The 20,514-nt window shown below is 68.9% G+C and carries 20 protein-coding genes, 1 tRNA gene and 4 pseudogenes; 13 read left to right on the top strand and 12 right to left on the bottom strand.

Translation table 11 applies throughout. The annotated features are described in order from the left end of the window. Together ACZ7HQ_RS25445 and ACZ7HQ_RS25440 are read left to right on the top strand one after the other, a co-directional pair. A pseudogene (locus ACZ7HQ_RS25445) lies at positions 1 to 109 on the top strand (PPOX class F420-dependent oxidoreductase); the annotation flags it as partial. Positions 110 to 198: 89 nt separating this feature from the next. Beyond that, positions 199 to 309: pseudogene (locus ACZ7HQ_RS25440) on the top strand (PPOX class F420-dependent oxidoreductase); the annotation flags it as partial. A 31-nt stretch (positions 310 to 340) separates the two neighbouring features. On the opposite strand, the gene ACZ7HQ_RS25435 reads toward ACZ7HQ_RS25440, so the two are convergent. The 9 genes from ACZ7HQ_RS25435 to ACZ7HQ_RS25395 form a co-directional block, all read right to left on the bottom strand. Further along, positions 341 to 1,102: a TetR/AcrR family transcriptional regulator gene (locus tag ACZ7HQ_RS25435; RefSeq protein WP_470994127.1), complete on the bottom strand. Its 762-nt coding sequence runs from the start codon at positions 1,100 to 1,102 to the stop codon at positions 341 to 343. A gap of 100 nt (positions 1,103 to 1,202) precedes the next feature. Further along, positions 1,203 to 2,615 carry an MFS transporter gene (locus tag ACZ7HQ_RS25430; protein WP_470994126.1) on the bottom strand — a complete coding sequence of 471 codons (1,413 nt, stop codon included), beginning with the start codon at positions 2,613 to 2,615 and terminating at the stop codon, positions 1,203 to 1,205. A 40-nt stretch (positions 2,616 to 2,655) separates the two neighbouring features. Further along, positions 2,656 to 4,773 (bottom strand): glycosyltransferase family 39 protein, encoded by a 2,118-nt coding sequence (locus ACZ7HQ_RS25425; RefSeq protein WP_470994125.1) that lies wholly within the window; start codon positions 4,771 to 4,773, stop codon positions 2,656 to 2,658. Beyond that, on the bottom strand, positions 4,770 to 6,242 hold the full coding sequence (locus ACZ7HQ_RS25420) for a bifunctional glycosyltransferase family 2/GtrA family protein (RefSeq protein WP_470994123.1): 1,473 nt from the start codon (positions 6,240 to 6,242) through the stop codon (positions 4,770 to 4,772). Before ACZ7HQ_RS25420 ends, ACZ7HQ_RS25425 begins: the two co-directional genes overlap by 4 nt. Positions 6,243 to 6,256: 14 nt before the next feature. Next, on the bottom strand, positions 6,257 to 7,870 hold the full coding sequence (locus tag ACZ7HQ_RS25415; RefSeq protein WP_470994121.1) for a sensor histidine kinase: 1,614 nt from the start codon (positions 7,868 to 7,870) through the stop codon (positions 6,257 to 6,259). Then, the gene (locus ACZ7HQ_RS25410; RefSeq protein WP_228624329.1) at positions 7,867 to 8,607 is read right to left on the bottom strand and encodes a response regulator transcription factor; all 741 of its coding nucleotides are present in this window, start codon (positions 8,605 to 8,607) and stop codon (positions 7,867 to 7,869) included. Before ACZ7HQ_RS25410 ends, ACZ7HQ_RS25415 begins: the two co-directional genes overlap by 4 nt. Before the next feature lie 107 nt (positions 8,608 to 8,714). After that, complete coding sequence (locus ACZ7HQ_RS25405; RefSeq protein ID WP_470994119.1) at positions 8,715 to 9,074, bottom strand: antibiotic biosynthesis monooxygenase family protein; 360 nt, start codon at positions 9,072 to 9,074, stop codon at positions 8,715 to 8,717. 120 nt (positions 9,075 to 9,194) lie between these two features. Then, entirely contained in the window at positions 9,195 to 10,070 is an 876-nt protein-coding gene (locus ACZ7HQ_RS25400; protein WP_470994117.1) for a DUF2797 domain-containing protein, read from the bottom strand. 134 nt (positions 10,071 to 10,204) lie between these two features. Further along, positions 10,205 to 10,561 (bottom strand): HGxxPAAW family protein, encoded by a 357-nt coding sequence (locus tag ACZ7HQ_RS25395; RefSeq protein WP_470994115.1) that lies wholly within the window; start codon positions 10,559 to 10,561, stop codon positions 10,205 to 10,207. A gap of 84 nt (positions 10,562 to 10,645) precedes the next feature. On the opposite strand from ACZ7HQ_RS25395, the gene ACZ7HQ_RS25390 reads away from it, so the two are divergent. The 6 genes and pseudogenes from ACZ7HQ_RS25390 (at position 10,646) to ACZ7HQ_RS25365 (ending at position 16,497) form a co-directional block, all read left to right on the top strand. Then, a complete protein-coding gene (locus ACZ7HQ_RS25390) occupies positions 10,646 to 11,137 on the top strand; it encodes a MarR family transcriptional regulator (protein WP_470994113.1) in 492 nt (163 codons plus the stop codon). A gap of 284 nt (positions 11,138 to 11,421) precedes the next feature. Continuing rightward, positions 11,422 to 11,898, top strand: coding sequence for a hypothetical protein (locus ACZ7HQ_RS25385; RefSeq protein ID WP_470994111.1), 477 nt, complete (start codon positions 11,422 to 11,424; stop codon positions 11,896 to 11,898). A gap of 351 nt (positions 11,899 to 12,249) precedes the next feature. After that, positions 12,250 to 13,875, top strand: coding sequence for a Vgb family protein (locus ACZ7HQ_RS25380; RefSeq protein ID WP_470994110.1), 1,626 nt, complete (start codon positions 12,250 to 12,252; stop codon positions 13,873 to 13,875). Positions 13,876 to 14,027: 152 nt separating this feature from the next. After that, positions 14,028 to 14,468, top strand: coding sequence for a hypothetical protein (locus tag ACZ7HQ_RS25375; protein WP_470994108.1), 441 nt, complete (start codon positions 14,028 to 14,030; stop codon positions 14,466 to 14,468). Positions 14,469 to 14,582: 114 nt separating this feature from the next. After that, a pseudogene (locus ACZ7HQ_RS25370) lies at positions 14,583 to 14,798 on the top strand (tyrosine-type recombinase/integrase); the annotation flags it as partial. A gap of 589 nt (positions 14,799 to 15,387) precedes the next feature. Continuing rightward, entirely contained in the window at positions 15,388 to 16,497 is a 1,110-nt protein-coding gene (locus ACZ7HQ_RS25365) for a toll/interleukin-1 receptor domain-containing protein (RefSeq protein WP_470994106.1), read from the top strand. A gap of 290 nt (positions 16,498 to 16,787) precedes the next feature. On the opposite strand, the gene ACZ7HQ_RS25360 is transcribed toward ACZ7HQ_RS25365, so the two are convergent. After that, a complete protein-coding gene (locus tag ACZ7HQ_RS25360; RefSeq protein WP_470994103.1) occupies positions 16,788 to 17,258 on the bottom strand; it encodes an NUDIX domain-containing protein in 471 nt (156 codons plus the stop codon). 2 nt (positions 17,259 to 17,260) lie between these two features. Next, on the bottom strand, positions 17,261 to 18,007 hold the full coding sequence (locus ACZ7HQ_RS25355) for an XRE family transcriptional regulator (protein WP_470994102.1): 747 nt from the start codon (positions 18,005 to 18,007) through the stop codon (positions 17,261 to 17,263). A gap of 107 nt (positions 18,008 to 18,114) precedes the next feature. Between ACZ7HQ_RS25355 and ACZ7HQ_RS25350 the strand changes: the two genes are divergently transcribed. The 5 genes and pseudogenes from ACZ7HQ_RS25350 (at position 18,115) to ACZ7HQ_RS25330 (ending at position 20,282) form a co-directional block, all read left to right on the top strand. Continuing rightward, positions 18,115 to 18,357 carry a hypothetical protein gene (locus ACZ7HQ_RS25350; protein ID WP_470994411.1) on the top strand — a complete coding sequence of 81 codons (243 nt, stop codon included), beginning with the start codon at positions 18,115 to 18,117 and terminating at the stop codon, positions 18,355 to 18,357. Between the two features lie 247 nt (positions 18,358 to 18,604). Next, positions 18,605 to 19,048: a glycine-rich domain-containing protein gene (locus ACZ7HQ_RS25345; RefSeq protein WP_470994099.1), complete on the top strand. Its 444-nt coding sequence runs from the start codon at positions 18,605 to 18,607 to the stop codon at positions 19,046 to 19,048. A 70-nt stretch (positions 19,049 to 19,118) separates the two neighbouring features. Further along, on the top strand, positions 19,119 to 19,955 hold the full coding sequence (locus ACZ7HQ_RS25340) for a protein kinase family protein (protein WP_470994097.1): 837 nt from the start codon (positions 19,119 to 19,121) through the stop codon (positions 19,953 to 19,955). Positions 19,956 to 19,985: 30 nt separating this feature from the next. Beyond that, positions 19,986 to 20,105 (top strand): annotated as a pseudogene (locus ACZ7HQ_RS25335) (hypothetical protein); the annotation flags it as partial. Between the two features lie 45 nt (positions 20,106 to 20,150). Beyond that, positions 20,151 to 20,282, top strand: coding sequence for a hypothetical protein (locus ACZ7HQ_RS25330; RefSeq protein WP_470994094.1), 132 nt, complete (start codon positions 20,151 to 20,153; stop codon positions 20,280 to 20,282). A 102-nt stretch (positions 20,283 to 20,384) separates the two neighbouring features. Here ACZ7HQ_RS25330 and ACZ7HQ_RS25325 read toward each other — a convergent pair. Beyond that, positions 20,385 to 20,457 (bottom strand) — tRNA-Arg (locus ACZ7HQ_RS25325). Positions 20,458 to 20,514 lie beyond the last annotated feature (57 nt).

Raw genomic sequence — 20,514 nt, 5'->3', positions numbered from 1 at the left:
GGAGGCGATGGTCAAGCAGGGCAAGTCCCTCATCCGGGTGACACCCGAACGCTGGGGCCCCATCGCCACCGGCGGATTCCCGGCACGGCTGATGTCCGACGACAAGTGATCACCACCCCCACCGGAGCCCCCGGACGGAGTCCGGCGCAGCGCCCCGAAGCCTGCGCAGCAGTGCGAGGGACGCAGACAAAAGGGGCCCGGGAGGCGATGGTCAAGCAGGGCAAGTCCCTCATCCGGGTGACACCCGAACGCTGGGGCCCCATCGCCACCGGCGGATTCCCGGCACGGCTGATGTCCAACGACAAGTGATCACCACCCCCACCGGAGCCCCCGGACGGGGTCAGCCGCGTTCGACCATCGCCTCGATGCCTGCGAGCAGCAGGTCCAGGGCGAAGTCGAAGTCGCGGTCCAGCATCTCGGCGACCGTGTCCCCGCCCCTGGCCGCCATGAGGTCCCTGGACTCCTGGACCACCTCGGCGGTCTCCGGGGCCTCGGTCACCATGGCCATGGTCTGCTCGTAGTACTCGTCGGGGCTCAGCCCGGTGTCGGCGATCCGGGCGGAGAAGTGGCCCTCGATCGTGCCGTAGCCGTACACGAACTGGAAGACGGCCGAGATCGCCCCCGTCACCCCGTGCGCGGGCAGCCCCGCCCGGCGGACGACCCGCTGGACCACCCGGGAGAAGGCCAGCGAGTTCGGGCCGATGTTGAGGTAGCGCCCCGCCAGCGGTGACAGCCAGGGATGGCGCACCAGCAGCGCCCGGTACTGCGCGGCCAGCCCCCGCAGCTGCTCGCGCCAGTCCTCGCCCTCCGTCTCCGGATCGGGCAGCCGCAGCTCCCCGAAGGCCGCGTCCAGGGCGAGTTCGAGCAGGTCGTCCTTGGTGTCGACGTACCAGTACAGGGACATCGCGGTGACGTTCAGCTCACCGGCGAGCCGGCGCATGGAGAACTTCTCCAGACCCTCGGCGTCCAGCAGCCGCACGGAAACGGTCGTGATCCGCTCCCGGTCCAGCCCCGAGGGCTGCCCGCCACTGCGGCCGCCCCGACGGGCCCTCCCCTCCAGCCAGACACTGGCCCGCGGAGACCGACCTGCTTCCTTCGTCACCGGCGCACCTTTCTAGTTTTCGGCCACTGGTCCAACCTAAGGGGGCGCGATCAGCCGCGGACAACCCGCACCCGCACACATACCCACGCCCCCCGAGCTCTTAGGCGGCCTTCCGCTCCGCCCGCCTGAGCAACCCCGCCGCCACGAACCCACCGGCGAGCACCGCGACCGCCCCCACCAGCTGGCCGGCCCCCAGCCCCGCCGACATCGACTCCCCCGACGCCACGGAAGAGCTGAGCACAGCACCGAGCACGGCGACACCGAGCCCGTTGCCGAATTCGGCAAGAGTGCCGTTGATCCCCGCCCCCACCCCCGCCTTCTCCGGAGGAATCGCGCTCATGATGGCGTGCGCCATCGCCGGGTTGGCGACGGCGCACCCCGCGCCGATCAGCACCAGTCCCAGCAGGGTCCCCGCATAGCCCCCGGAGTCCAGCTCGGCGATGGCCGTGAGCCCCGCCGACATCAGCACCATCCCGAGCGCGATGGACACCGGCGTACCCAGCCGGCCGGACCACTTCGCCGACACGCCGGTGAAGTTGAGCAGCACCACGGTCAGGGCCAGCGGAGCGGTGCGCAGGCCCGCCTCCAGGGGGCCGTAGCCGAGCACGAACTGCAGGTGCTGGGTCAGCAGGAACAGCGCTCCTCCCATGCCGAAGGTGATGAGCACGGCCCCGGCGACCGCCCCGGTGAACCGCCGGTCCCGGAAGAAGTGCGGGTCGAGCATCGGGTCGGCGATCCTGCTCTCCCACCAGGCGAACAGGCACAGCACCACGACCGCCACGAGCGCGGGAGCGAGCACGCGCGCCGACGTCCAGCCGTGGACGGGGCCGGAGATGATCGCGTAGACGAGTGAGGCCATGCCGATGGTGGACAGCAGCGCGCCGAGCAGGTCGGGGCGCTCCCCTCGGGGGTTCTTGGATTCCGGTACCAGGGCCACGACCGCCACGAGGCCCAGCACCGCCACCGGAAGGTTGATCAGGAAGATCGCGCCCCACCAGAAGTGGTTCAGCACGAACCCGCCGATGAGCGGGCCCGCCGCGAAGCCGAGGGCGGCGACCGCGCTCCAGATGCCGATCGCCTTCGGCTGCTCCTCGGGCGTGAAGATCTGCATGGCCACGGCGAGGGTGGTGGTCATCAGCAGCGCGCCGCCGATGCCCATCCCGGCCCGGGCGGCGATCAACTCGGTGGTGGAACCGGCGAGTCCGGCCACCAGTGAGCCGGTGCCGAACAGGGCGAGCCCCGCGATCAGCATCTTCTTCCGGCCGTAGCGGTCGGCGGCGCTGCCCGCGGTGAGCAGCAGACCGGACTGCACCAGGGAGTAGGCGTTGATCATCCACTGGATGTCGGAGGTGGCCGCATGCAACTCGCGGGTGAGCGAGGGGATGGCCACGTTCAGGACGGTGTTGTCGAGCAGCACGGTCAGCTGGGCCAGGCAGATGACGCCGAGGATCAGCCAGCGCTGAGGGTGGCTTTGGGGCGAGGGCGTGGGCGAGGACGTGGACATGTTGTACACCGTATATCTGTGACTATACGGTGTACAACTCGGTTTTCCGTCAGCTCTTCTTCTGTGTGAGGTCGTAGAAGGTGGCCGAGCCGACCGTGACCTTCCTGAAGGTGCTCTCGACCCACGAGGTGATCCGGGACGACGTGCCGTTGCTGTTGCCGCCCATGCCACCGCGCATGCCTGAGCCGGCGATGAAGTAGTGGATCCTTCCTTCCTCCACGTACTTCTTGAACTGCGTCAGCGTCGGGGACGGGTCGGTGCCGTTGAAGCCGCCGATCGCCATCACCGGGTCACCCGTCGCGAGCTGGTAGCCGGCCGCGTTCTGCGAGCCGATGGAGGCGGCCACCCAGGTGTACCTCGAGGCGTCCTTCTCCAGCAGTTCCCTGGCGGCGGAGGAGACGTTCGCGCCGTTCAGCAGGCCACCGGCGCCACCGCCGCCCATGCCGCCTCCGCCCATCCGGCCGCCACCGGGGAAGCCGTTGCCGTTCCGCTGCCCCTGCCGGCCGGGCATGCCGCCGCCGGGGAAGCCGTTGCCGTTCTGCTGCCCCTGCCGGCCCTGCCGGCCCTGCTGGCCCGGCATGCCGCCGCCGAAGCCGCCCCGCATGCCACCGCCGGGACCCCGGCCGCCGCCGAAGCCCATCATGCTCGCGCCCGCCGGACCGGCCGTCGGGATGGAGCCGGTGTGTGCGGAGTCCACCGTGCTGAGGGTGTACGCCGTCGGACCGGCGAGCGCCGCCACCAGGCCCACCGCCGCCGCTCCGAGGGCCGGCTGCCGGGAGATCCGCCCGGCGAACACCAGGCCCAGCGCGGCCGCCAGACCGCCGACCAGCACCAGCCACTTCAGCCAGGGCAGATAGGAGGAGGTGCGGTTGAGCAGGACGTATCCCCACGCCGCCGCGGCCACGACGGACGCGGCGAGGGTGATCGACGCCCAGGTCTCCTTGCGCTTCTCCCAGAGCAGCCCGGCGCCCATGCCGACGACCGCCGCCAGGTAGGGGGCGAGGGCCACCGTGTAGTACTGGTGGAAGATGCCCGCCATGTAGCTGAACACCGCCATGGTGGTCAGCAGCGAGCCGCCCCAGACCAGGAACGAGGCCCGCGTGACGGACGTGCGGCGCAGCTTCCGGGTCGCCCACAGGCCCGCGGCCAGCAGGACCAGCGCGGCCGGGAGCAGCCAGGAGATCTGGCCGCCGATCTCGGAGCTGAACATCCGGTCCCAGCCGGTCGCTCCCCAGCGCCCCGTGCCGCCCGCGCCGCCGCCCCCGCCGCCGACGCTGCCGGTCTCGTCGCCGTTGATCCGGCCGAGGCCGTTGTAGCCGAAGGTCAGCTCCAGGAAGCTGTTGTGCTGCGAACCGCCGATGTAGGGACGGGAGGAGGCCGGCCACAGCTCGACGATCGCCACCCACCAGCCGCCGGAGACGACGAGCGCGACGGTCGCGAGGCCCAGCTGCACCAGGCGCCTCCTCAGCCTCACCGGACCGCAGACGGCGTAGACGATCGCCAGCGGCGGCAGGATCAGGAACGCCTGCAGGGTCTTGGCGAGGAAGGCGAAACCGATCGCGGTCCCGGCCCACACCAGCCACTTCGTCCGGCCGTCCTCCACCGCTCGTACGACGAAGTAGCAGGCCAGTGACATCAGGAGGGCCAGCATCGCGTCCGGGTTGTTGAACCGGAACATCAGCGCGGCGACCGGGGTGAGCGCCAGCACCGCGCCCGCGACCAGCCCGGCCACGGGGCTGAACCGGCGCCGTACGGCCGCGTACACGACCGCCACCGTGCCGACGCCCATCAGCACCTCTGGCGTGAGGATCGCCCACGAGTTCAGGCCGAAGATCCGGACCGACAGTTCCATCGGCCACAGGAACGCCGACGGCTTGTCGACGGTGATGGCATTGCCCGCGTCCAGCGAGCCGAAGAAGAACGCCTTCCAGGACGTGCTGCCCGCCTGCACGGCCGCCGAGTAGAAGGAGTTGGCGTAACCCGAGGCGCTGAGGTCGTACAGGTGGAGCAGGAGGGTGGCGGCCAGCAGGCCGAGGAGGGCCGGGCGCGCCCAGCGCGGGTCCTCGGGCCGGCCGCGCCACAGTCTGCGCGTCAGCGGCAGCCCGGGCCCGGCCTCCTCGGGAGTCTTCGGGGGAGCGGTCGTGGCGCTGTCCTGGTGGATGGTCATCGGGGGTCCTCCGGGTCGGTGTCGTGAGGGCGCACCGGCTGCAGTCGCATGGTGGCGTCCCTCCAGCTGCCGTCCGCGGCTTCACCGGCGCGGACCTGGGTGGCCGGGTACGGCTGCCGGTACGGCACCGGCTGCTGGGGCAGCGGTGTGCAGGGAGCCGCGGGGCTGGTCGTGCCGTAGGCCGGCGAGGGCGGGGTGTGCCCCACGACCGCCTCGGAGGGGCCGTTCCCGTCCCGGTCCGGGAAGACCCAGGCGCGGAAGAGCAGGAACCGCAGCACGGTCGCGGCGAGGTTGGCGGCGATGAGCACCGCCAGCTCGGTGGAGTGCGCCGGGCGGTCGGCGGCCGCGTTCAGGGCGGCCAGCGAGCCGCTGGTCAGGGCGAGACCGATACCGAAGACGACCAGGCCCTGCGCCTGGTGGCGTACGGCGCCGCCCCGGCCACGCACCCCGAAGGTGAGCCGGCGGTTGGCGGCCGTGTTGGCGACCGCCGAGACGAGCAGCGCGAGGGCGTTGGCGATCTGGGAGCCGGAGAACTGCCGGAAGACGCTGTAGAGCAGGAGGTAGAAGAGGGTCGACAGACCGCCGACCACGCAGAAGCCGACGAGCTGGCGGGCCAGCCCGGTGGGCAGGTTGGTCAGGTCGCGGTCGCGCGGGTCGTCGCCGAAGGGCCGGGTGAGCCGGTCCAGTGGCAGCGAACCGGTGGCCAGGGCCTTGCCGATGCGCCAGACGCCCCTGAGGTCGTCGGTCGCGGTCTTCACGAGGTGCACGGTGGAGTCCGGGTCGTCGACCCAGTCGACCGGCACCTCGTGGATACGCAGCCCCGCCCGCTCGGCGAGCACCAGCATCTCGGTGTCGAAGAACCAGCCGCTGTCCTCCACCAGCGGCAGCAGCACCTGCGCCACGTCCCGCCGGATGGCCTTGAAGCCGCACTGCGCGTCCGAGAAGCGGGCCTGGAGCGAGCCCCGCAGGATGAGGTTGTAGGCCCGGCTGATGAACTCCCGCTTGGGGCCGCGTACGACCCGGGAGGCGCGGGCGAGCCGGGAGCCGATGGCGAGGTCCGAGTGACCGGAGATCAGCGGTGCCACCAGCGGGAGCAGGGCGTTGAGGTCGGTCGACAGGTCGACGTCCATGTAGGCGAGGACCGGCGCCTCGGACGCGGACCACACGGTCCGCAGCGCGCGCCCCCGGCCCTTCTGCGCCAGGCGGAAGTTGGTGACCTCGGGGATGTCCGCCTCGAGCCGCGCCGCCACCAGCGGGGTGGTGTCCGTGGACGCGTTGTCCGCGATGGTGATGCGGAAGGCGTACGGGAAGGTGCGCGTCAGATGCTCGTGCAGTCTGCGGACGCACGGCTGGAGGTCCTTCTCCTCGTTGTAGACGGGGATCACTACGTCCAGGACAGGCGTGCCGGCGTCTGTGGCCGGGAGATGCTCCCGCGCCGGCAGGGTGCCGGGAGAAGAGTCGGTTCGCATGGAACCGACTCAACTCAAGCGCCCTGTCGCGCCCGTGTGGTGGCACTGTGCTGTGCCTGTGAGTGCGACTGCCAGTTGGATTCGGGCGCCGGCCGGGGAACGGCGGGGGCGAGCGCCGGCAGATGCACGGTGAACACCGTCCGCCCCGGAACGCTGTCGACGGTCACCGCGCCGCCGTGCGCGGCCGCGACGGCCTGCACGATGGCGAGGCCGAGGCCCGTGGACCCCGTCGCCCTCGACCGCGCGGAATCCCCTCGGGCGAACCGCTCGAAGACATGCGGCAGCAGGTCGGGCGGAATCCCCTGCCCGTCGTCCTCGACGTCGACGCACATCCACGGCCCGCGCCGCTGTACGCGCGCGGTGACGGTCGTACCGGGCGGGGTGTGTTTGCGGGCGTTGCCCAGCAGGTTGACCAGCACCTGCTGGACGCGGGCGGCGTCCGCGGACACCAGGGCGGGCTCGTCGGGCAGGTCGAGCCGCCAGGTGTGGTCCATGCCGGCGGCGCGGGAGTCGCTCACGGTGTCCACGACGAGCGGAATCAGATCGGTCTGCTCGAACTGCAGGGGCCGTCCGGCGTCCAGCCGGGCGAGCAGCAGCAGGTCCTCGACGAGCAGGGTCATCCGCCCGGCCTCGGACTCGATCCGACCGAGCGCGTGCCGGGTGTCGGGCCCGACCTGCTCCCGCCCGCGTCTCGTGAGTTCCGCGTACCCGCGGATGGAGGCGAGCGGAGTGCGCAGCTCATGGCTGGCGTCGGCGACGAACTGCCGCACCCGCGTCTCGCTCTGCTGACGGGCGTGCAGGGCGCCGTGCACATGGTCGAGCATCCGGTTGAGCGCGGCGCCGACCTGGCCGACCTCGGTGTGCGGGTCGCACTCGGACCCCGGGACCCGCTCGCTGAGGTTCACCTCCCCGCTGTGCAGGGGGAGTTCGGAGACCCGGGTGGCGGTGGCGGCGACCTTGCGCAGGGGGCGGGTGGCGACGCCGACGAGTGCGTATCCGGCGATACCGGCGGCGACGAGACCGGCGGCGGTGACGCTGATCTCGACGAGGATCAGGGTGCTGATCGTGTTGGTGACCGTCTCGGTCGGCAGGGCGACGTAGTAGGTGCCACCCGCTCCGGGGACGTACCGCACGAGGTACTCACCCAGGCCCGGGATGCCGACGGTGTGCATGCCCGTGGTGGGCACCTTGTTCAGGGCGGCCTTCTGCTCACCGTTGAGTTCGACGGCGTCGTTCCGCTGGAAGGGGCCGTTGTCGGCGGGGGTCTGCCGGGCGATGACCGCCCGGGTGACCGTGCCGCCGGTGCCGACCTCGGCGGCGATCGTCTTCGGCTGCGTCGGTCCCCTGACGAAGCCCGTGAGCCTGTCCGACAGCCTGGAGTCGTTCATGCCGCCGGGCCTCATGGGCCCCGACAGACGCTTGCCCGCCTCCGCGACCTGCCCGTCCAGCTGTTCGTACAGATGGGTCCGCAGTGCCAGCGTCGTCACCGTGCCGATCACCGCGGACACCACGGCGATCAGCACCACCGACGCGACGACGAGCCGGGTCCGCAGGGTGCGCGGCTGCCCCGCTCGTCGCTTCTGCCGCTTCTGCCGTTGCTGGGGACCGGGCCGTCGTCGCCCGCTCATGAAACGGCGGGCTTGATCAGATATCCGGCCCCCCGCCGCGTGTGGATCATCGGCTCGCGCCCGGCGTCGATCTTCCGCCGCAGATAGGAGATGTACAGCTCGACGACGTTGGCCTGCCCGCCGAAGTCGTACGACCAGACCCGGTCGAGGATCTGCGCCTTGCTGAGCACCCGCCGCGGGTTGCGCATGAGGAAGCGCAGCAGCTCGAACTCGGTGGCCGTGAGGTGGATGGACTCCCCGGCCCGCGACACCTCGTGGCTGTCCTCGTCGAGCGTCAGGTCGCCGACGACGAGCACGGAGTCGGACCGCCGGTCGGCGGCACCGGACCGCCGGATGAGCCCCCGCAGCCGGGCCACGACCTCCTCCAGGCTGAACGGCTTGGTGACGTAGTCGTCCCCGCCTGCGGTGAGACCGGCTATACGGTCCTCGACGGCGTCCTTGGCGGTGAGGAACAGGACGGGCACGTCCGGCAGTTCACGGCGCAGCCGCCCCAGCACGGTGAGCCCGTCCATGTCGGGCAGCATCATGTCCAGTACGACGGCGTCGGGCCGGAACTCACGGGCGGTCTGGACGGCTCCCTGCCCGTCTCCCGCACTCCTGATCTGCCAGCCCTCGTAACGAAGGGCCATGCTCAGCAGTTCGGTAATCGACAACTCGTCGTCCACCACAAGCACTCGGACGGGGCTCCCGTCCGGCCTCAGCAGTTCGGTGCGCCCCTGGGGCGAGGTCGTGGTCATGGTGGACACCTTGTCGCCGTCCTCTGAGAGGAGACTTTCCCGAATCTGTGAATCCCCTGAGAAACCCACAGGCCCCCCTCAGGGAGCACCTGGGAGGCGCACCGGGATCACGCCGGGCGGTCGAAGGTGTGGCCGTGCTCGACTCGGGCGATGTGGATGGCGTACCGCTCGTACCACCGCTCCCGCCCGCGCCGCTTGGCCGCGACGTGCGCCGGGTGGTCCCGCCACCGCTCGATCCCGGCGAGGTCCCGGAAGTAGGCGACGGAGATCGCGAGGCCGCCGGGGGTGTGGGCGAAGTCCTCGCCGAGGAAGCCAGGGACCTCGCGGACGAGACGGGAGAGGTCTTCGGCGGTGCGGGTGTAGCCGTCGGCGTCGTCGCCGGTGCGGGCGGACGTGAAGACGACGGCGTAATAAGGGGGTTCGGGAAGGGACGCGGGCCGGGAAGGGGTGTCCGTGCGGTCGCTCATGTCAACCACGGTCGCTCGTAAGGCCGTTCGCCGTCCATGGGCCTTACCGAAAGGGATCCGTACGGGATCCGAGTCTTTGCCCACGCCGCCGTTCACCTCGCCGGCCGCGGCCGGAAACCCTCAGAACAGCCCCTCCTGCGGCTGTGGGAACTCCCTGAGCGGAAAGGTGAGTCCAGCGGCACCCGAAGCGGCCGGGGGCACCAGATCCCAGCCGGTCATGAGCCGGGTGTCGAGAACGACGACCCCGCGCCCGTCCATCCCCAGGTGCAGATCGGGCCCGGCGGCCGCGACCAGCGCACCGCTCACACCGCCCCCCGGCACGAGCTCCACCACCTCCCCGAGCGCGGCGGCGGCACCGGTGAGGCCGAACGCCCCGACGTGGTCGGTCACTTCACAGGGCTCGGGGCGCAGGGACTCCGGCCACCCGCTGAGCGCAACGGCCCGGGCGTGCAGCTCCCGCAGCTCAGCCGCCCGCTCCCCTGGGCCCTGCGGCAGCGCCGCCCGCACCGCCCGCTTCTCGGCGTACGGAATCCGGTCCGGCACCTGGAGCGCGGCCCGCAGCAGCTCCTCGGTGCGCCGGGCCGCCATCAGCGGACCGGTGCCGAGCCAGCTGAAACAGACGGCACCCTGCTCCAGCAGCCGGGCGGCGCCCCGCTCGACCGCGGTGATCCCGACCTTGACCATCCCGGGTCCGAACCACGCCAGATACACCCGGTACGGCCGCGGATCGTCGGCGATCGTGTCGGCGGCCACGGAGTGCGCCCGGTCCAGCCGCGCGCACTCCTCGCACCGGGCCCCCGTACTCCGCCCCGGCACCACGGCCCGCACCGGGCAGGGGTGACCCCGCGCCCCCACACACGTCCGCACACCCCCTTCCGGCACCGCGAAGCCGACCCGCTTCCCCCAGGGCAGCGCACTGCGCCGCCCGCCGTCCCACACCAACACGGGACCATCGGGCGTCCAGCGCAGCCCCGAGCACTTCCATCCGTGTGCCATCACTGGTGAGAGTAGGTGGGGGGTCTGACAACGGTCCCGGTGGGCGCAGTCGCTCGACGCGTGACAAGAGGATGCCGTTCACCCGGCGGGGACAAGGGGAGGCCGTTCACGCGGCGGGGGACGGCGGGTGCCGTTCACTCGACGGGGGACAGGGGGATCGATTCGGCAGCCGTGGACACGGCCACCGCCGCGGGCCTGCGCCCCCGCCCCGCCAGCCGGCAGCTGACGCATGCGGGGTGCCCCTGCCGGGCCTGTGTGTCGCGGTCCCGCATGCCCCAGTGGCCCCACGACCGGACACCCGGCGGTTTGCCCCAGCCGGCCAGATGCAGCACCCACGTCACCAGGACGCTCACGGCCACGACGGCGAGCCCGCCCCCGACCACCGGCAGCGAGGCCGTACACACCCCCAGCCCCACCACACCGCTTCCCACGGTCGCGATGCCGAAGCCGGTCCAGCCGGCGATCGTGTGACCCTCGTCGTACAGACTCATACAGCCGCCTCCGGGGAGAAGTTTCCCTCACGAGCTAAGAAGTTCATCTCACCGAATATCTCACGAGCTAAGGGATTCCGAAAGATGCACGGCACGCCGCGACCGCCCGCCACTCCGGCCCAGGCGCTGTCGGCGATGGACCACCTCATCGCCGCCCACCTGATCGGACAGCAGGAGCTGGCCCGCCGGCTGGGCCTCACCGTCACCGACCTGACCTGTTTCGCCTTCGTCCTGGAGGCCGGCGACGACCTGCTGACGGCGGGCGACCTCGCCGCCCGCGCCCACGTGACGACCGGCGCGGTGACCGGCATCCTCAACCGCCTCGAACGCGCCGGCTACGTCACCCGCCGCCCCGACCCCACCGACCGCCGCCGGGTCAGGGTGGCCGCCGTACCGGCCGCCGTCGCCCGCGTGGAGGCGGTGTACGCGGGTCACTACGAACGTCTGACGACCCTGTTCTCCGACTACTCCCCCGAGGAACTGGCGAGCATCACCGACTGGTTCACCCGGGCCACGGCCCTGGCCCACGAGTACCTGGAGAAACTGAACCGGAACGACCCGGGCGAGGAGTGCTGACCGACGACGTCGGCCACCACGCCGGACGAGAAGCGTCCTTGTCCGTCTGTCAGTCCTGGCGGCACCGGCCGCCACGGCGGGACGTCTCACGCGGAAAGATCCTGGCCAGCGTTGGCGGATTCGTCCAGGAGCATCAACAATGGGAGTTGATGGCCGGATGCGCCGGATGCCATGCCGAGCGGTCGGCTCGGGTGGGCGGGCGGGCGCGCGCCAAACCCTTTTCCACAGGCCGGTGTGAGTCGACGCGCGAGTGATGCGTCCTGATGGCAGCCGGGAGGACGATCGTGGCACTCACCCAAGCGGATCTGCTCAAGATCGGCGACGCTGACCTGGTGGAACTGTTCCGCTCCAGCCCGTCGGGGGAGATCCCGAAGGGGCCGCTGGAGGGGTCGGCCTTCCTCCGGTGGGGGGACAGCTGGCCGGTCCGGTCACTCAGCCGCCTGGTGCCCCTGCTCCTGTGGCGGGGAAAGGTCTTCGTCCCCGACGGGTACCTGAGCAACCGGATGACCGCGTTCGACTTCCTCGGCATCGTGGCACAGGTGTACATCGGTCCGAGCCTGGTGGACAGTCAGGACTGCATCGTCATCGACTACTCCAGAATCTCACTGGTTGCCCGAGGGGTTCGCGATGAAATACGCGAAGTGAGCCCTGGACTGTATCTGGGCGTGGTCTGGCTCCTGGGGGCCAGGGTTGCCTGGTTCTCCCTGAGGGTGCCGGAAGGCGCCGAAGCGATGGGGTCGCAGGAATCCGCAACCGCGTGATGCAGAGCGAAGGGTTCGAGAACCATGAGCCCAACGGGTATACGTGCTCGTAGGCCGGCCCCGCCCGAGGGGCGCGGAGCAAGAAGGCGGCCCAGGGCTCTGCGATGGACGTCAGCCACCGCGGCAGCGGCCTGCGCGGCCCTCGCCCTGCCGGTGGCCGGCACCGCGGCACCGGCGCTCGGTGCCGCACCGGTCGCCGTGCAGGGAACCGTCACAGGGGCGGGGAAGCCGCTCGGAGGTGCCCGGGTCACGCTCATGGCCGGGTCACGCTCCGGAGTCACGAAGCTGGGACAGGCAACGGCCGATGCGCATGGTTCCTTCCGGCTGACGTACACGAAGCCTGCTGACGGAGTGCTCTATCTCGAGGCCACACCCGCGCAGGCGCACAAGCTGCGGCTGCGCTCGGTCGTGGGGTTCGGCGCGGGCGGCGGCCTGCCCGAGCGGGCCGTGAGCAAGGTGACGGTCAACGAACTGACAACGGTCGCCGCCACGTACGCCCTCGCCCAGTTCAGCGACCACCGCGGCATCACCGGACCCAGCCCGGGACTGCAGAACGCCGCCGCGACCTCGTTCAACCTGGCGGATCCGGCAACGGGCAAGCCCGGCGGTCCCGTTACCGGCGACAGCGCCAACAGCGACACGCGAGCGACGCAGAACACCCTGGCCAACCTCGTCTCCCTCTGCGTGACGGACAACGCGCGCTGCGACAGACTGCTCCAGCTGGCGACTCCCCGCGGCGGGACCGTGCCCGCCGACACGGTGCAGGCGGTCCTCAACCTCGTCCACGATCCGACGCTGTCCCCGGGCCGCCTGGAGGCCCTGGCACGTTCCGCAGACGTCTTCACGCCGGCGCTCACCTCAGCTCCCAGGGACTGGATCCTGGCCCTGCGCTACAGCGCGCCGCAGGTCTACGCCCCGGGCCGCATCGCGTTCGACGCCAAGGGCAACGTATGGGCGTCCAACAACTGGAAGCCGGGCACCCGGGACCCCAACCCCTACGTGACCGTGCAGGACCCCATCGGCCGGCCGACCCTGGGCAGTCCGATCAGCGGCGGTGGCATGAAGGCCGGGGCGTGGGGACTCGCGATCGCTCACGACGGATCCGTGTGGGTGCCCAGCTACGGCGGCAACGCGATGTCGAAGTACTCCGCCTCCGGCACACCGCTGTCACCCTCCGGCGGCTGGACGAACGGCGGACCGAACAAGCCGCAGGGGGTGGCCGTCGACCAGCACGGCAACGTGTGGTTCGCCAACTCCCTCGGCCTCAAGGGGAAACCCGGCGGGGGCAACGTCATCGTCTACCCCCACGGTGACCCGACCAAGGCCGTCGTCATCAACGACAAGAGCTTCAACCATCCGTTCGCCGTCCAGATCGACGGCCAGGGGCGGGCCTGGGTCACCAACAGCCACTTCTCCTTCGAAGAGATCAGGCAAGCGGGGCGACCCGGCAAGGTCGGTGGGAGTGTCACCGTCATCGGCCCCGACTTCAAGGCGGTCACGACCACCACCGACCGTTCGCTCCAGGGCCCCGTGGGCCTCGCACTGGACTCCAGGGGCAACGCCTGGGTCGCCAACTACTTCAGCAGCACGATCACCGAGATCCGGCCGAACGGCACGGTCGCGGGCGCCTACCGGCTGCCCAAGAGGGTTTTCCCCTGGTCGGTCGCCATCGACGGCCAGGACCGCGTGTGGGTCGCCGGTTTCGGTGACTCCTCCGTGTCCCTCCTGTGCGGGGTGAACAGCGCGGCCTGCCCGCCCGGCTCCTCCGCCGGCACCGTCCTGTCTCCCGCCCAGGGCTTCCGGAACAAAGCGATCCAGCACCTCACGGCCGTGCAGGTCGACTCTTCGGGCAACGCCTGGGCGGCCAACAACTGGTCGAAACTCGTCCCGCCCACCGGCGGAACGGGCCTGGTGGAACTCATCGGCGTCGCCACCCCGGTCTGCACCCCCCTGACCCCGCTGCCCGTGCGCTGTTGATGTCAGACATTGATGTCAGGGGGTCGTCGCGTTACCGCTGGGGCCTGCAGCCAAATGGCTGACCAGTCATGTCGATACATCATCGACCAATACTCAAACCGTACATTCCTCACTGACCAGCTAAATCTGGTGAAAAACGAGAGGTAAACAACGTGAGGAAGACCTTGCGGTTTGTGACCACACTGGCGGCGGCAGCTGCTGTGAGCAGCTTGGGTGCCGGCAACGCCCACGCCCAGGACGGCGGCGGACTACTGTCCGGACTCCTGTCGCCCGTACTCTGCGGCCTGCATCCTGCGACCTGCCTTCCGCCCCCGCCCGCCGGAGGTGGAATCACCGGATACCAGGTGATCGCGCCCGACAACATCGGGCTTGCTCCGGGTGCCTCGGTCACCTCGCTTCACGGACCATGCCCTACCGGAAAGCGCGTCCTGAGCGGCGGCGCGACGGTGTTGAGTGGCACAGCGAACAGCCTCCGCATCGACGAGTCTGGTCCGAGCGCTGACGGGACCAGCTGGACCCTGTCGGCAACGAACGAGGGAACCGACAATGTGAACTTCAATTTCTACGTCATCTGCGCGAACGCGGCCGGCTGACTCCGGAAGAGCATGACCACAGCCCAGAGCTGGTTCGCCTCCCCTCACGGGACCCTGCGGGCAAGGGGTGCTGCGGCAGGGCCACCTCCCCGGCGCGACGTTGAGCGAGCCACGGACGGGCTGATCTTCACCACGACGACCGGTCGCGCCACCGACCCCCGCGGCCTGAACCGGATGCTCACCACCCTGCGCCGGGACGCCGGCGTACGGCGTGTGCGAGTGCACGATCTTCGGCACACGTGCGCGTCGCTCCTGCTCGCTCAGGATGTGGACGCTCGCACGATCATGGAAACGCTCGGGCACAACACGATCATGATGACGCTGGACACACAGTGATCGGCGTCTTTGGACCGCGTTGATGTCAGCCGTTGATGTCAAAGGCCCTTCAGGATGATCCTGAAGGGCCTTTGATCTGTGTGCACTCGGCAGGATTCGAACCTGCAACCTTCTGATCCGTAGGATCGGGCGGGCTGCTGGGCGGGGGCTCCGCCCTCCTCCCGGCTGATCGCTGATGATCGCGATCAACGGCCTCTGTGTGCCGTCGTTGCCGTCAGCACTGAACAGTGGCACCGGCAAGCACCGACTCCCGGCATGCGCAGGACTTCAGGCTCAGCCCGGCTGAGAGTTACAACTTTCTCTACGGGTTCAAGGCGGCTCGCCCCGTTCACCGCGCGCGACGTGGGCGCCTGAGCCAGAGAAGGGGTACGTCGTGGCTGGGGCGGTCGGCTCCACGGCCTTACGGAGCCACTTTGGCGCGAGCCTCGAAGCAGTTCCGCCGACCTTCGTGCCTGAGCCTGGGCCCCGGGCGAACAGGAGACGTGGATCTTTCAGAAACCCCACGATTGATCTTCCGCTTGCACATACTGGTGTGCACCCAGTGACTGCGGCTGCGAGGCCGCCCGAGCGAGTGGTGAACGCCGTGAGCACTCCTATCGCGCAAACCAACCGACTGTTCGTCAGCTACGCCCACGCCGACAACAATCTTTTTGATGACGCCGTCGCTTCCTTTGTGCGAGACCTGCAAGGATTCTACACCGCAAAAACAGGAAACGAACTCTCTGTCTTTTTTGACCGGGAAAGCATCGGATGGGGCGAGGAGTGGCGGGATGCAATTGACACTGAACTCAGAAACGCATCCATTTTCATGCCAATTATTACCATGCAGTACTTCAACCGCCCGGCCTGCCGCGACGAGCTTAACGCGTTCCACAGTAGTGCGGGCCGCCTGAACGCTCGATACTTGATTCTTCCCGTTGTCATTTCAGGAGCAAGGTCCATCAACACGGATCATCCAATTCCGGAGGTTGTGACGATCGAATCGCTTCAGTACCGGGATCTGGAAGACGTGTTCCTCGCTGGGCCAGGAACGAGTGAGTGGCGAAGGGCGATCAGCGGCCTTACCGACGAACTAATCTCGATCATCTCTAAGGCCGAAGCAGCCATGGCGGAGGCCGCCGCTTCGGAGGCGGCCGAGCTTCCAGACCCGTCGGGTTTTAACGAGGATGACGACTTTCTCGAAACCGTCGCGGAGATCGAAGCAATAACGCCTCTAATGGACTCCGAGCTGACGCAAGCCCTTACGGACCTGCAAGCTTGGATTGAGATTGCCACCGAAAGCATGGAGGGATTCGGCCCAGGTAAGTCGACACAGCAATTGAGAGCGGCTTCCATGCTCATGGCGGACAAGATCCGAGAACCATCGAAGCGGCTGCAAGAATCAGGCATTCGCCTGGCATCTTCGGCCGAAGTAGCCGACGCGGCAATGAGCGCGCTCGTCAGGCAAATCGCGCAGGTGGAGGCCCCAGTAGCCAAGGATATGGCCCAGAAGATCGTCACTTCCACTAAGTCTGGGTCCTCTGAACTACGCACAGTAACACAGCAGATGTCCGAGTTCTTGACCATGTTGACCATGGTCGAACTCATGAGCGCTCCCTTGCGCAAGGCGATCAAGCCCGCGCGCATCGGGATCACCAAAATTCAGGATGCCGTTCGCGTGGTCGATCGCTGGGCGAACATTCCGGACCTCTGACACGGGAGTGCCCCAGGCTGAAAGGCCTACATCAAGAGGGCGGGCGTACCGGGCGGCCGTGAGCCGTCTGAGTCGGGACGGCCTACGCGAACCCGTGGGGCCAGGAGGGGTAAAGTCGCTGCCCGCCAGCAAGGTCACTGCGCGGCTCCTGGGGCGTCACCGCTCAGCAACAGCCGCCCCTATCCGGACTGACGCCGGACACACTGAGCCCGTGAGGTCGCAGCAGGTGAAGGGTCTGGCTCTGTGCCAGACCACCTCAGTTTCCGTCTCATTCAGTGAGGTTCAAGAGGTCAGCCAAGATAGGGCCCCTCACGGTGCTCAAGGAAGTGACGGATCCGGAGCCGCTGCGTGTGATGCATCGGCAGTTGATCAATCTCCTCAGGCCGGACGAACCGCAGCTCCGTGGACTCGTCCGAGATCGCGAGCCGACCCCCGACCACGCGGGCGGTGAAGCAGACGTTGAACTGCCTGCGCACCTCGCCGTCCGAGTAGGCGATGATGTGGCGAGGGTCGGTGTACGTGCCCACGAGCCCGGTGATCTCCACGTCCAGACCCGTTTCCTCCTTCACCTCGCGGACGGCCGTTCCGGGAAGTGAGTCGGTCATCTCCATGCCGCCACCAGGGAGCGCCCAGAGATCGTTGTCCCGGCGGCGCTGGAGGAGCACCCGCCCCTCGTCGTCGGTAACCACGGCCGACGCGGCGACCACCATGCTGTTCGGCTCCGGTGCCGCCGGGTCGTCGTAGTACTCGGTCCGTGCCATCGTCACCCTTCTTCGCTTACCGGCGTCGCGGTCTCCCACACCGCGTCGAAGCTGCTGGCGTAGGTGTCGAACATGCCGCCCGCTCCGCTGCGCCGAAGATGCCACACAGGTGCACCGTAGGCGTTCACACCCCAGACGTGGGCGTTGACCATCACCTCGTCGTCCGCTCGATAGATCGAGTTGTAGAGCGTGGTGGCATGGGTCCGCACCTCGATGCCAGGTACCCCGGCAAGAGGGCGATAGTGCAGGAGGGCGAGCCGGCAACGGGACTCGATCCCATGGCCGAACCTCTCTTCGGCACCCCGCTGTTGGACATTCGTGCTGTCCGGGTCGCCGACCGCGATACGGACCGCACACCCGTCGGCAGCTCGCTCTCGCAACAGCTCGTTGAGCCGCGGGTACGCCTCGTGCAGGAAGACTGCGGCGTACACCAGCACGTCGATGTGCTCGCGGGCCTGGGTCATCAGGTCCACGAACGCAGAGACGGGGACGTCCGCCCGCTGGTCGTAGAGCGTCACAAGTTCCGGGCTGACAGCACGGGCAGGGCGTGCCTGCCTGAGTGATGGCCATAGAGCATGCACGTCTTCTCCTAGTGTTTCCGCTGCCAGCATGGCCGTGACACGACGCGGCGTACGCCCCAAATTGACCCATCGTTCGACGGACTTGGGATCGACTTCGACCTTGTCCGCGAGCGCGGTGTACGTCCAGCCGCCTGCCGCCATGGCCGCACGTAGCCTCTCGTTCGGCATCCCAATCTCTCCCAACACTCGGGGACGGCACTAGGGACGTTCTACCCGACGCGGGACGTCCCGAAGTGGTGTTTGTCGGAGGTTCCGACGTCCCGATGAGCGGCAGGATGCTCGTGCGCATGGCGAGCAACCAGCAGACCAGACCAGGCATCGGCGAACTGGCGAAGGACACCGCCAGTGGACGAATCGGCGTCGTCATGGGTGAGGTCGGCGCCAGGGTGCAGATAAGGCCCGTCGGCGGCGGCGTCGAATGGGACGCCCTGCCGGACAACGTGGTGGCCCTGACCGCGCGGGAGGAACTGAGCGCCCGCCTTGCCATCCGCAACGGCATCAGCCGGAACGGCCTTTGATGCGCGTCATCGGCCGGTATGCGGGGGTTCTCTTCATCATCATGATCAGCGGGTCCTGTGGCCTGGTGATCGGCATGGCCCTCGGTACCAGCCAGTAGACCGGCCGCCCGAATGGGGTGCCACCTTCCTTGGCTCCCCCTTCCCCGTTCGGGCCGGCCTTCCATCCCACTCGGTCGTCCTCGTCCACGCCTCGGCGACCGATGGAGGCGCAAGTGCCAGAGCACAGCGACACTCAAGGAGTACTCGCATGACAGCAACGGCCAACGACCAGAGGACCGGTCGCGCGGTGGCTGGTGAGGACCTGTTCGACAGCCTCGCCCACTTCGTGGTCGCCCACAACGGACAGCCGCGTGAGCGCGCCGAGCGGATCGCGGACCAAGCGGTGGCCTTCGTCGTCACGGCAGCGACCGCCACCGTCCCCATGGTCCCGTCGGACGACGTGGACTTCGGCCTGCACGCGCTCATCCTGCACACGAAGGAGTACGCCGAACTGTGCGAGCGGTTCGCCGGCCGTTTCGTCCACCACAACCCCAAGCCGGGTGGAGGGGCGCGTGACCCGAAGAAGGTCGCCGCCTCGGCACACGCGATGAAGGCGGCCGGGTTCATGGTCTTCGACGATCTGTGGACCGTGGACGGCACGAACCTCGCGCAGTGCGACTCGGACTGCGGCCGTCCGTACGGTCAGGCGTAGCGACACGACACCAGCGACGCGGCCGGCCTCGACATGCGGTCGGCCGCGTCGCCCGGAAGGAGAACAGACGTTGTCCGGGACACCCCCTGAACTGCCGATCGTCGTGCTCGACGCACTCATGCCCACGGCTCAGCGCCTGGTCCTCAACCGCCGGGGCTCCATGGTCTGGGGGGTGGAGAGCCATCGGGGCCACTACGCCGTGAAGGTCGGTTACCCCATCGAGGAAACGGCCGACTGGCCTGCCCAGCCCTGGACGGCGCTCGCACCCGCACGCGAAGGCGCCGTGCTGCACCGCCTCGGCTTCCACGACTTCGCGTACGGCGAATGGGAAGGCGGTACCTGGAACTACCAGCCCTGGCGGGAAGGACCGGACCTCTACCAGCTGTGGGAGCCCTGCCGTACGCCGGACTCGCACATCGAACCGCACACCAGCGTGGCCCTCGGCTGCGTGGAGGCACTGGTCGAACTGCACGCCCAGGGCTGGGCCCACGGCGACGTGCAGCCCGCGCACTTCATCATCGGCCCGGAACGGACACACCTCATCGACCTGGCCTTGGCGCGCGGCGGACACGTGCCCGAGGGGTACGACTTCCCGTTCCGCGGCTGCCTCGTCCACTACGAGGCACCGGAGATCGCGCGCAGTGTGCTCGAGACCGGAGAAGCTGAGGCGACGCAGCAAGCAGACATCTACGCGCTCGGCGCATCCCTGCTCATCTCCGCCACGGGCTGGCGGGCCGTCGAATACCCGGACGACGCACCGCGCCCCGTGCAGCGACAGGCGGTGGCAGACGGCAAGCGTCGGCCCGTCAAGGCCCGTGGTGAACTGGGTGAGCTGATCGAGGCCATGCTCAGCAATGCTCCCGAAGACAGGCCCACGATCTACGAAGTCGGTAAGGCTCTGAGCTGAGTCCGACGCGCCGGCGCTCGCCGACGGTGCATCCCACAACGAAGACCAACCACACAAAGACCGGATCACCCCTCAGCCTGGACAGCATTCCGGTTTCATGACCTCCGCCACACCTGCGCGTCCCTGCTCCACGAACAGGGCGCCGACGCCCGAATGATCATGGAGGTCCAGGGCCATAGCTCCATCCGCGTGACCATGGACATCTACACGTTCGTACGGCTCGACTCCCAGCGGTCCGCCTTCGACCGCGTCGGGGATGCGCTGAGGGGTGACAGCAACGATCCAGATGATGACGACGGCGCGGCGGGCGTCCCGGTAGCCGTCTGATCAACCCTGCCTCCGCCTTCTGAGGCGGTTGCCGTCAAACATCGCCGTCAAGGAAAAAGCCAGAGGCCCTGTGGATCTCTCCACAGGGCCTCTGGACTGTTGTGCACTCGGCAGGATTCGAACCTGCAACCTTCTGATCCGTAGTCAGATGCTCTATCCGTTAAGCTACGAGTGCTTGTGTTCTTTTGTTTTGGTCTCCGTTTCGGTCCTTTCGGCCCGTCCCGGCGACAGG

This window comes from Streptomyces sp. NPDC037290, assembly GCF_055603245.1.
The sequence above is the reverse complement of the archived record's forward strand: the minus strand, read 5'-3'. Positions and strand labels throughout refer to the sequence as shown.

What these genes read in the sequence shown, in the direction of transcription:
- ACZ7HQ_RS25400 (WP_470994117.1), bottom strand. Translation starts at nt 10,070, where the DNA reads ATGGCACACGGATGGAAGTGCTCGGGGCTGCGCTGGACGCCCGATGGT.
- ACZ7HQ_RS25410 (WP_228624329.1), bottom strand. Translation starts at nt 8,607, where the DNA reads ATGACCACGACCTCGCCCCAGGGGCGCACCGAACTGCTGAGGCCGGAC.
- ACZ7HQ_RS25390 (WP_470994113.1), top strand. Translation starts at nt 10,646, where the DNA reads ATGCACGGCACGCCGCGACCGCCCGCCACTCCGGCCCAGGCGCTGTCG.
- ACZ7HQ_RS25405 (WP_470994119.1), bottom strand. Translation starts at nt 9,074, where the DNA reads ATGAGCGACCGCACGGACACCCCTTCCCGGCCCGCGTCCCTTCCCGAA.
- ACZ7HQ_RS25330 (WP_470994094.1), top strand. Translation starts at nt 20,151, where the DNA reads ATGGACATCTACACGTTCGTACGGCTCGACTCCCAGCGGTCCGCCTTC.
- ACZ7HQ_RS25425 (WP_470994125.1), bottom strand. Translation starts at nt 4,773, where the DNA reads ATGACCATCCACCAGGACAGCGCCACGACCGCTCCCCCGAAGACTCCC.
- ACZ7HQ_RS25360 (WP_470994103.1), bottom strand. Translation starts at nt 17,258, where the DNA reads ATGGCACGGACCGAGTACTACGACGACCCGGCGGCACCGGAGCCGAAC.
- ACZ7HQ_RS25345 (WP_470994099.1), top strand. Translation starts at nt 18,605, where the DNA reads ATGACAGCAACGGCCAACGACCAGAGGACCGGTCGCGCGGTGGCTGGT.
- ACZ7HQ_RS25355 (WP_470994102.1), bottom strand. Translation starts at nt 18,007, where the DNA reads ATGCCGAACGAGAGGCTACGTGCGGCCATGGCGGCAGGCGGCTGGACG.
- ACZ7HQ_RS25395 (WP_470994115.1), bottom strand. Translation starts at nt 10,561, where the DNA reads ATGAGTCTGTACGACGAGGGTCACACGATCGCCGGCTGGACCGGCTTC.
- ACZ7HQ_RS25350 (WP_470994411.1), top strand. Translation starts at nt 18,115, where the DNA reads ATGCTCGTGCGCATGGCGAGCAACCAGCAGACCAGACCAGGCATCGGC.
- ACZ7HQ_RS25415 (WP_470994121.1), bottom strand. Translation starts at nt 7,870, where the DNA reads ATGAGCGGGCGACGACGGCCCGGTCCCCAGCAACGGCAGAAGCGGCAG.
- ACZ7HQ_RS25420 (WP_470994123.1), bottom strand. Translation starts at nt 6,242, where the DNA reads ATGCGAACCGACTCTTCTCCCGGCACCCTGCCGGCGCGGGAGCATCTC.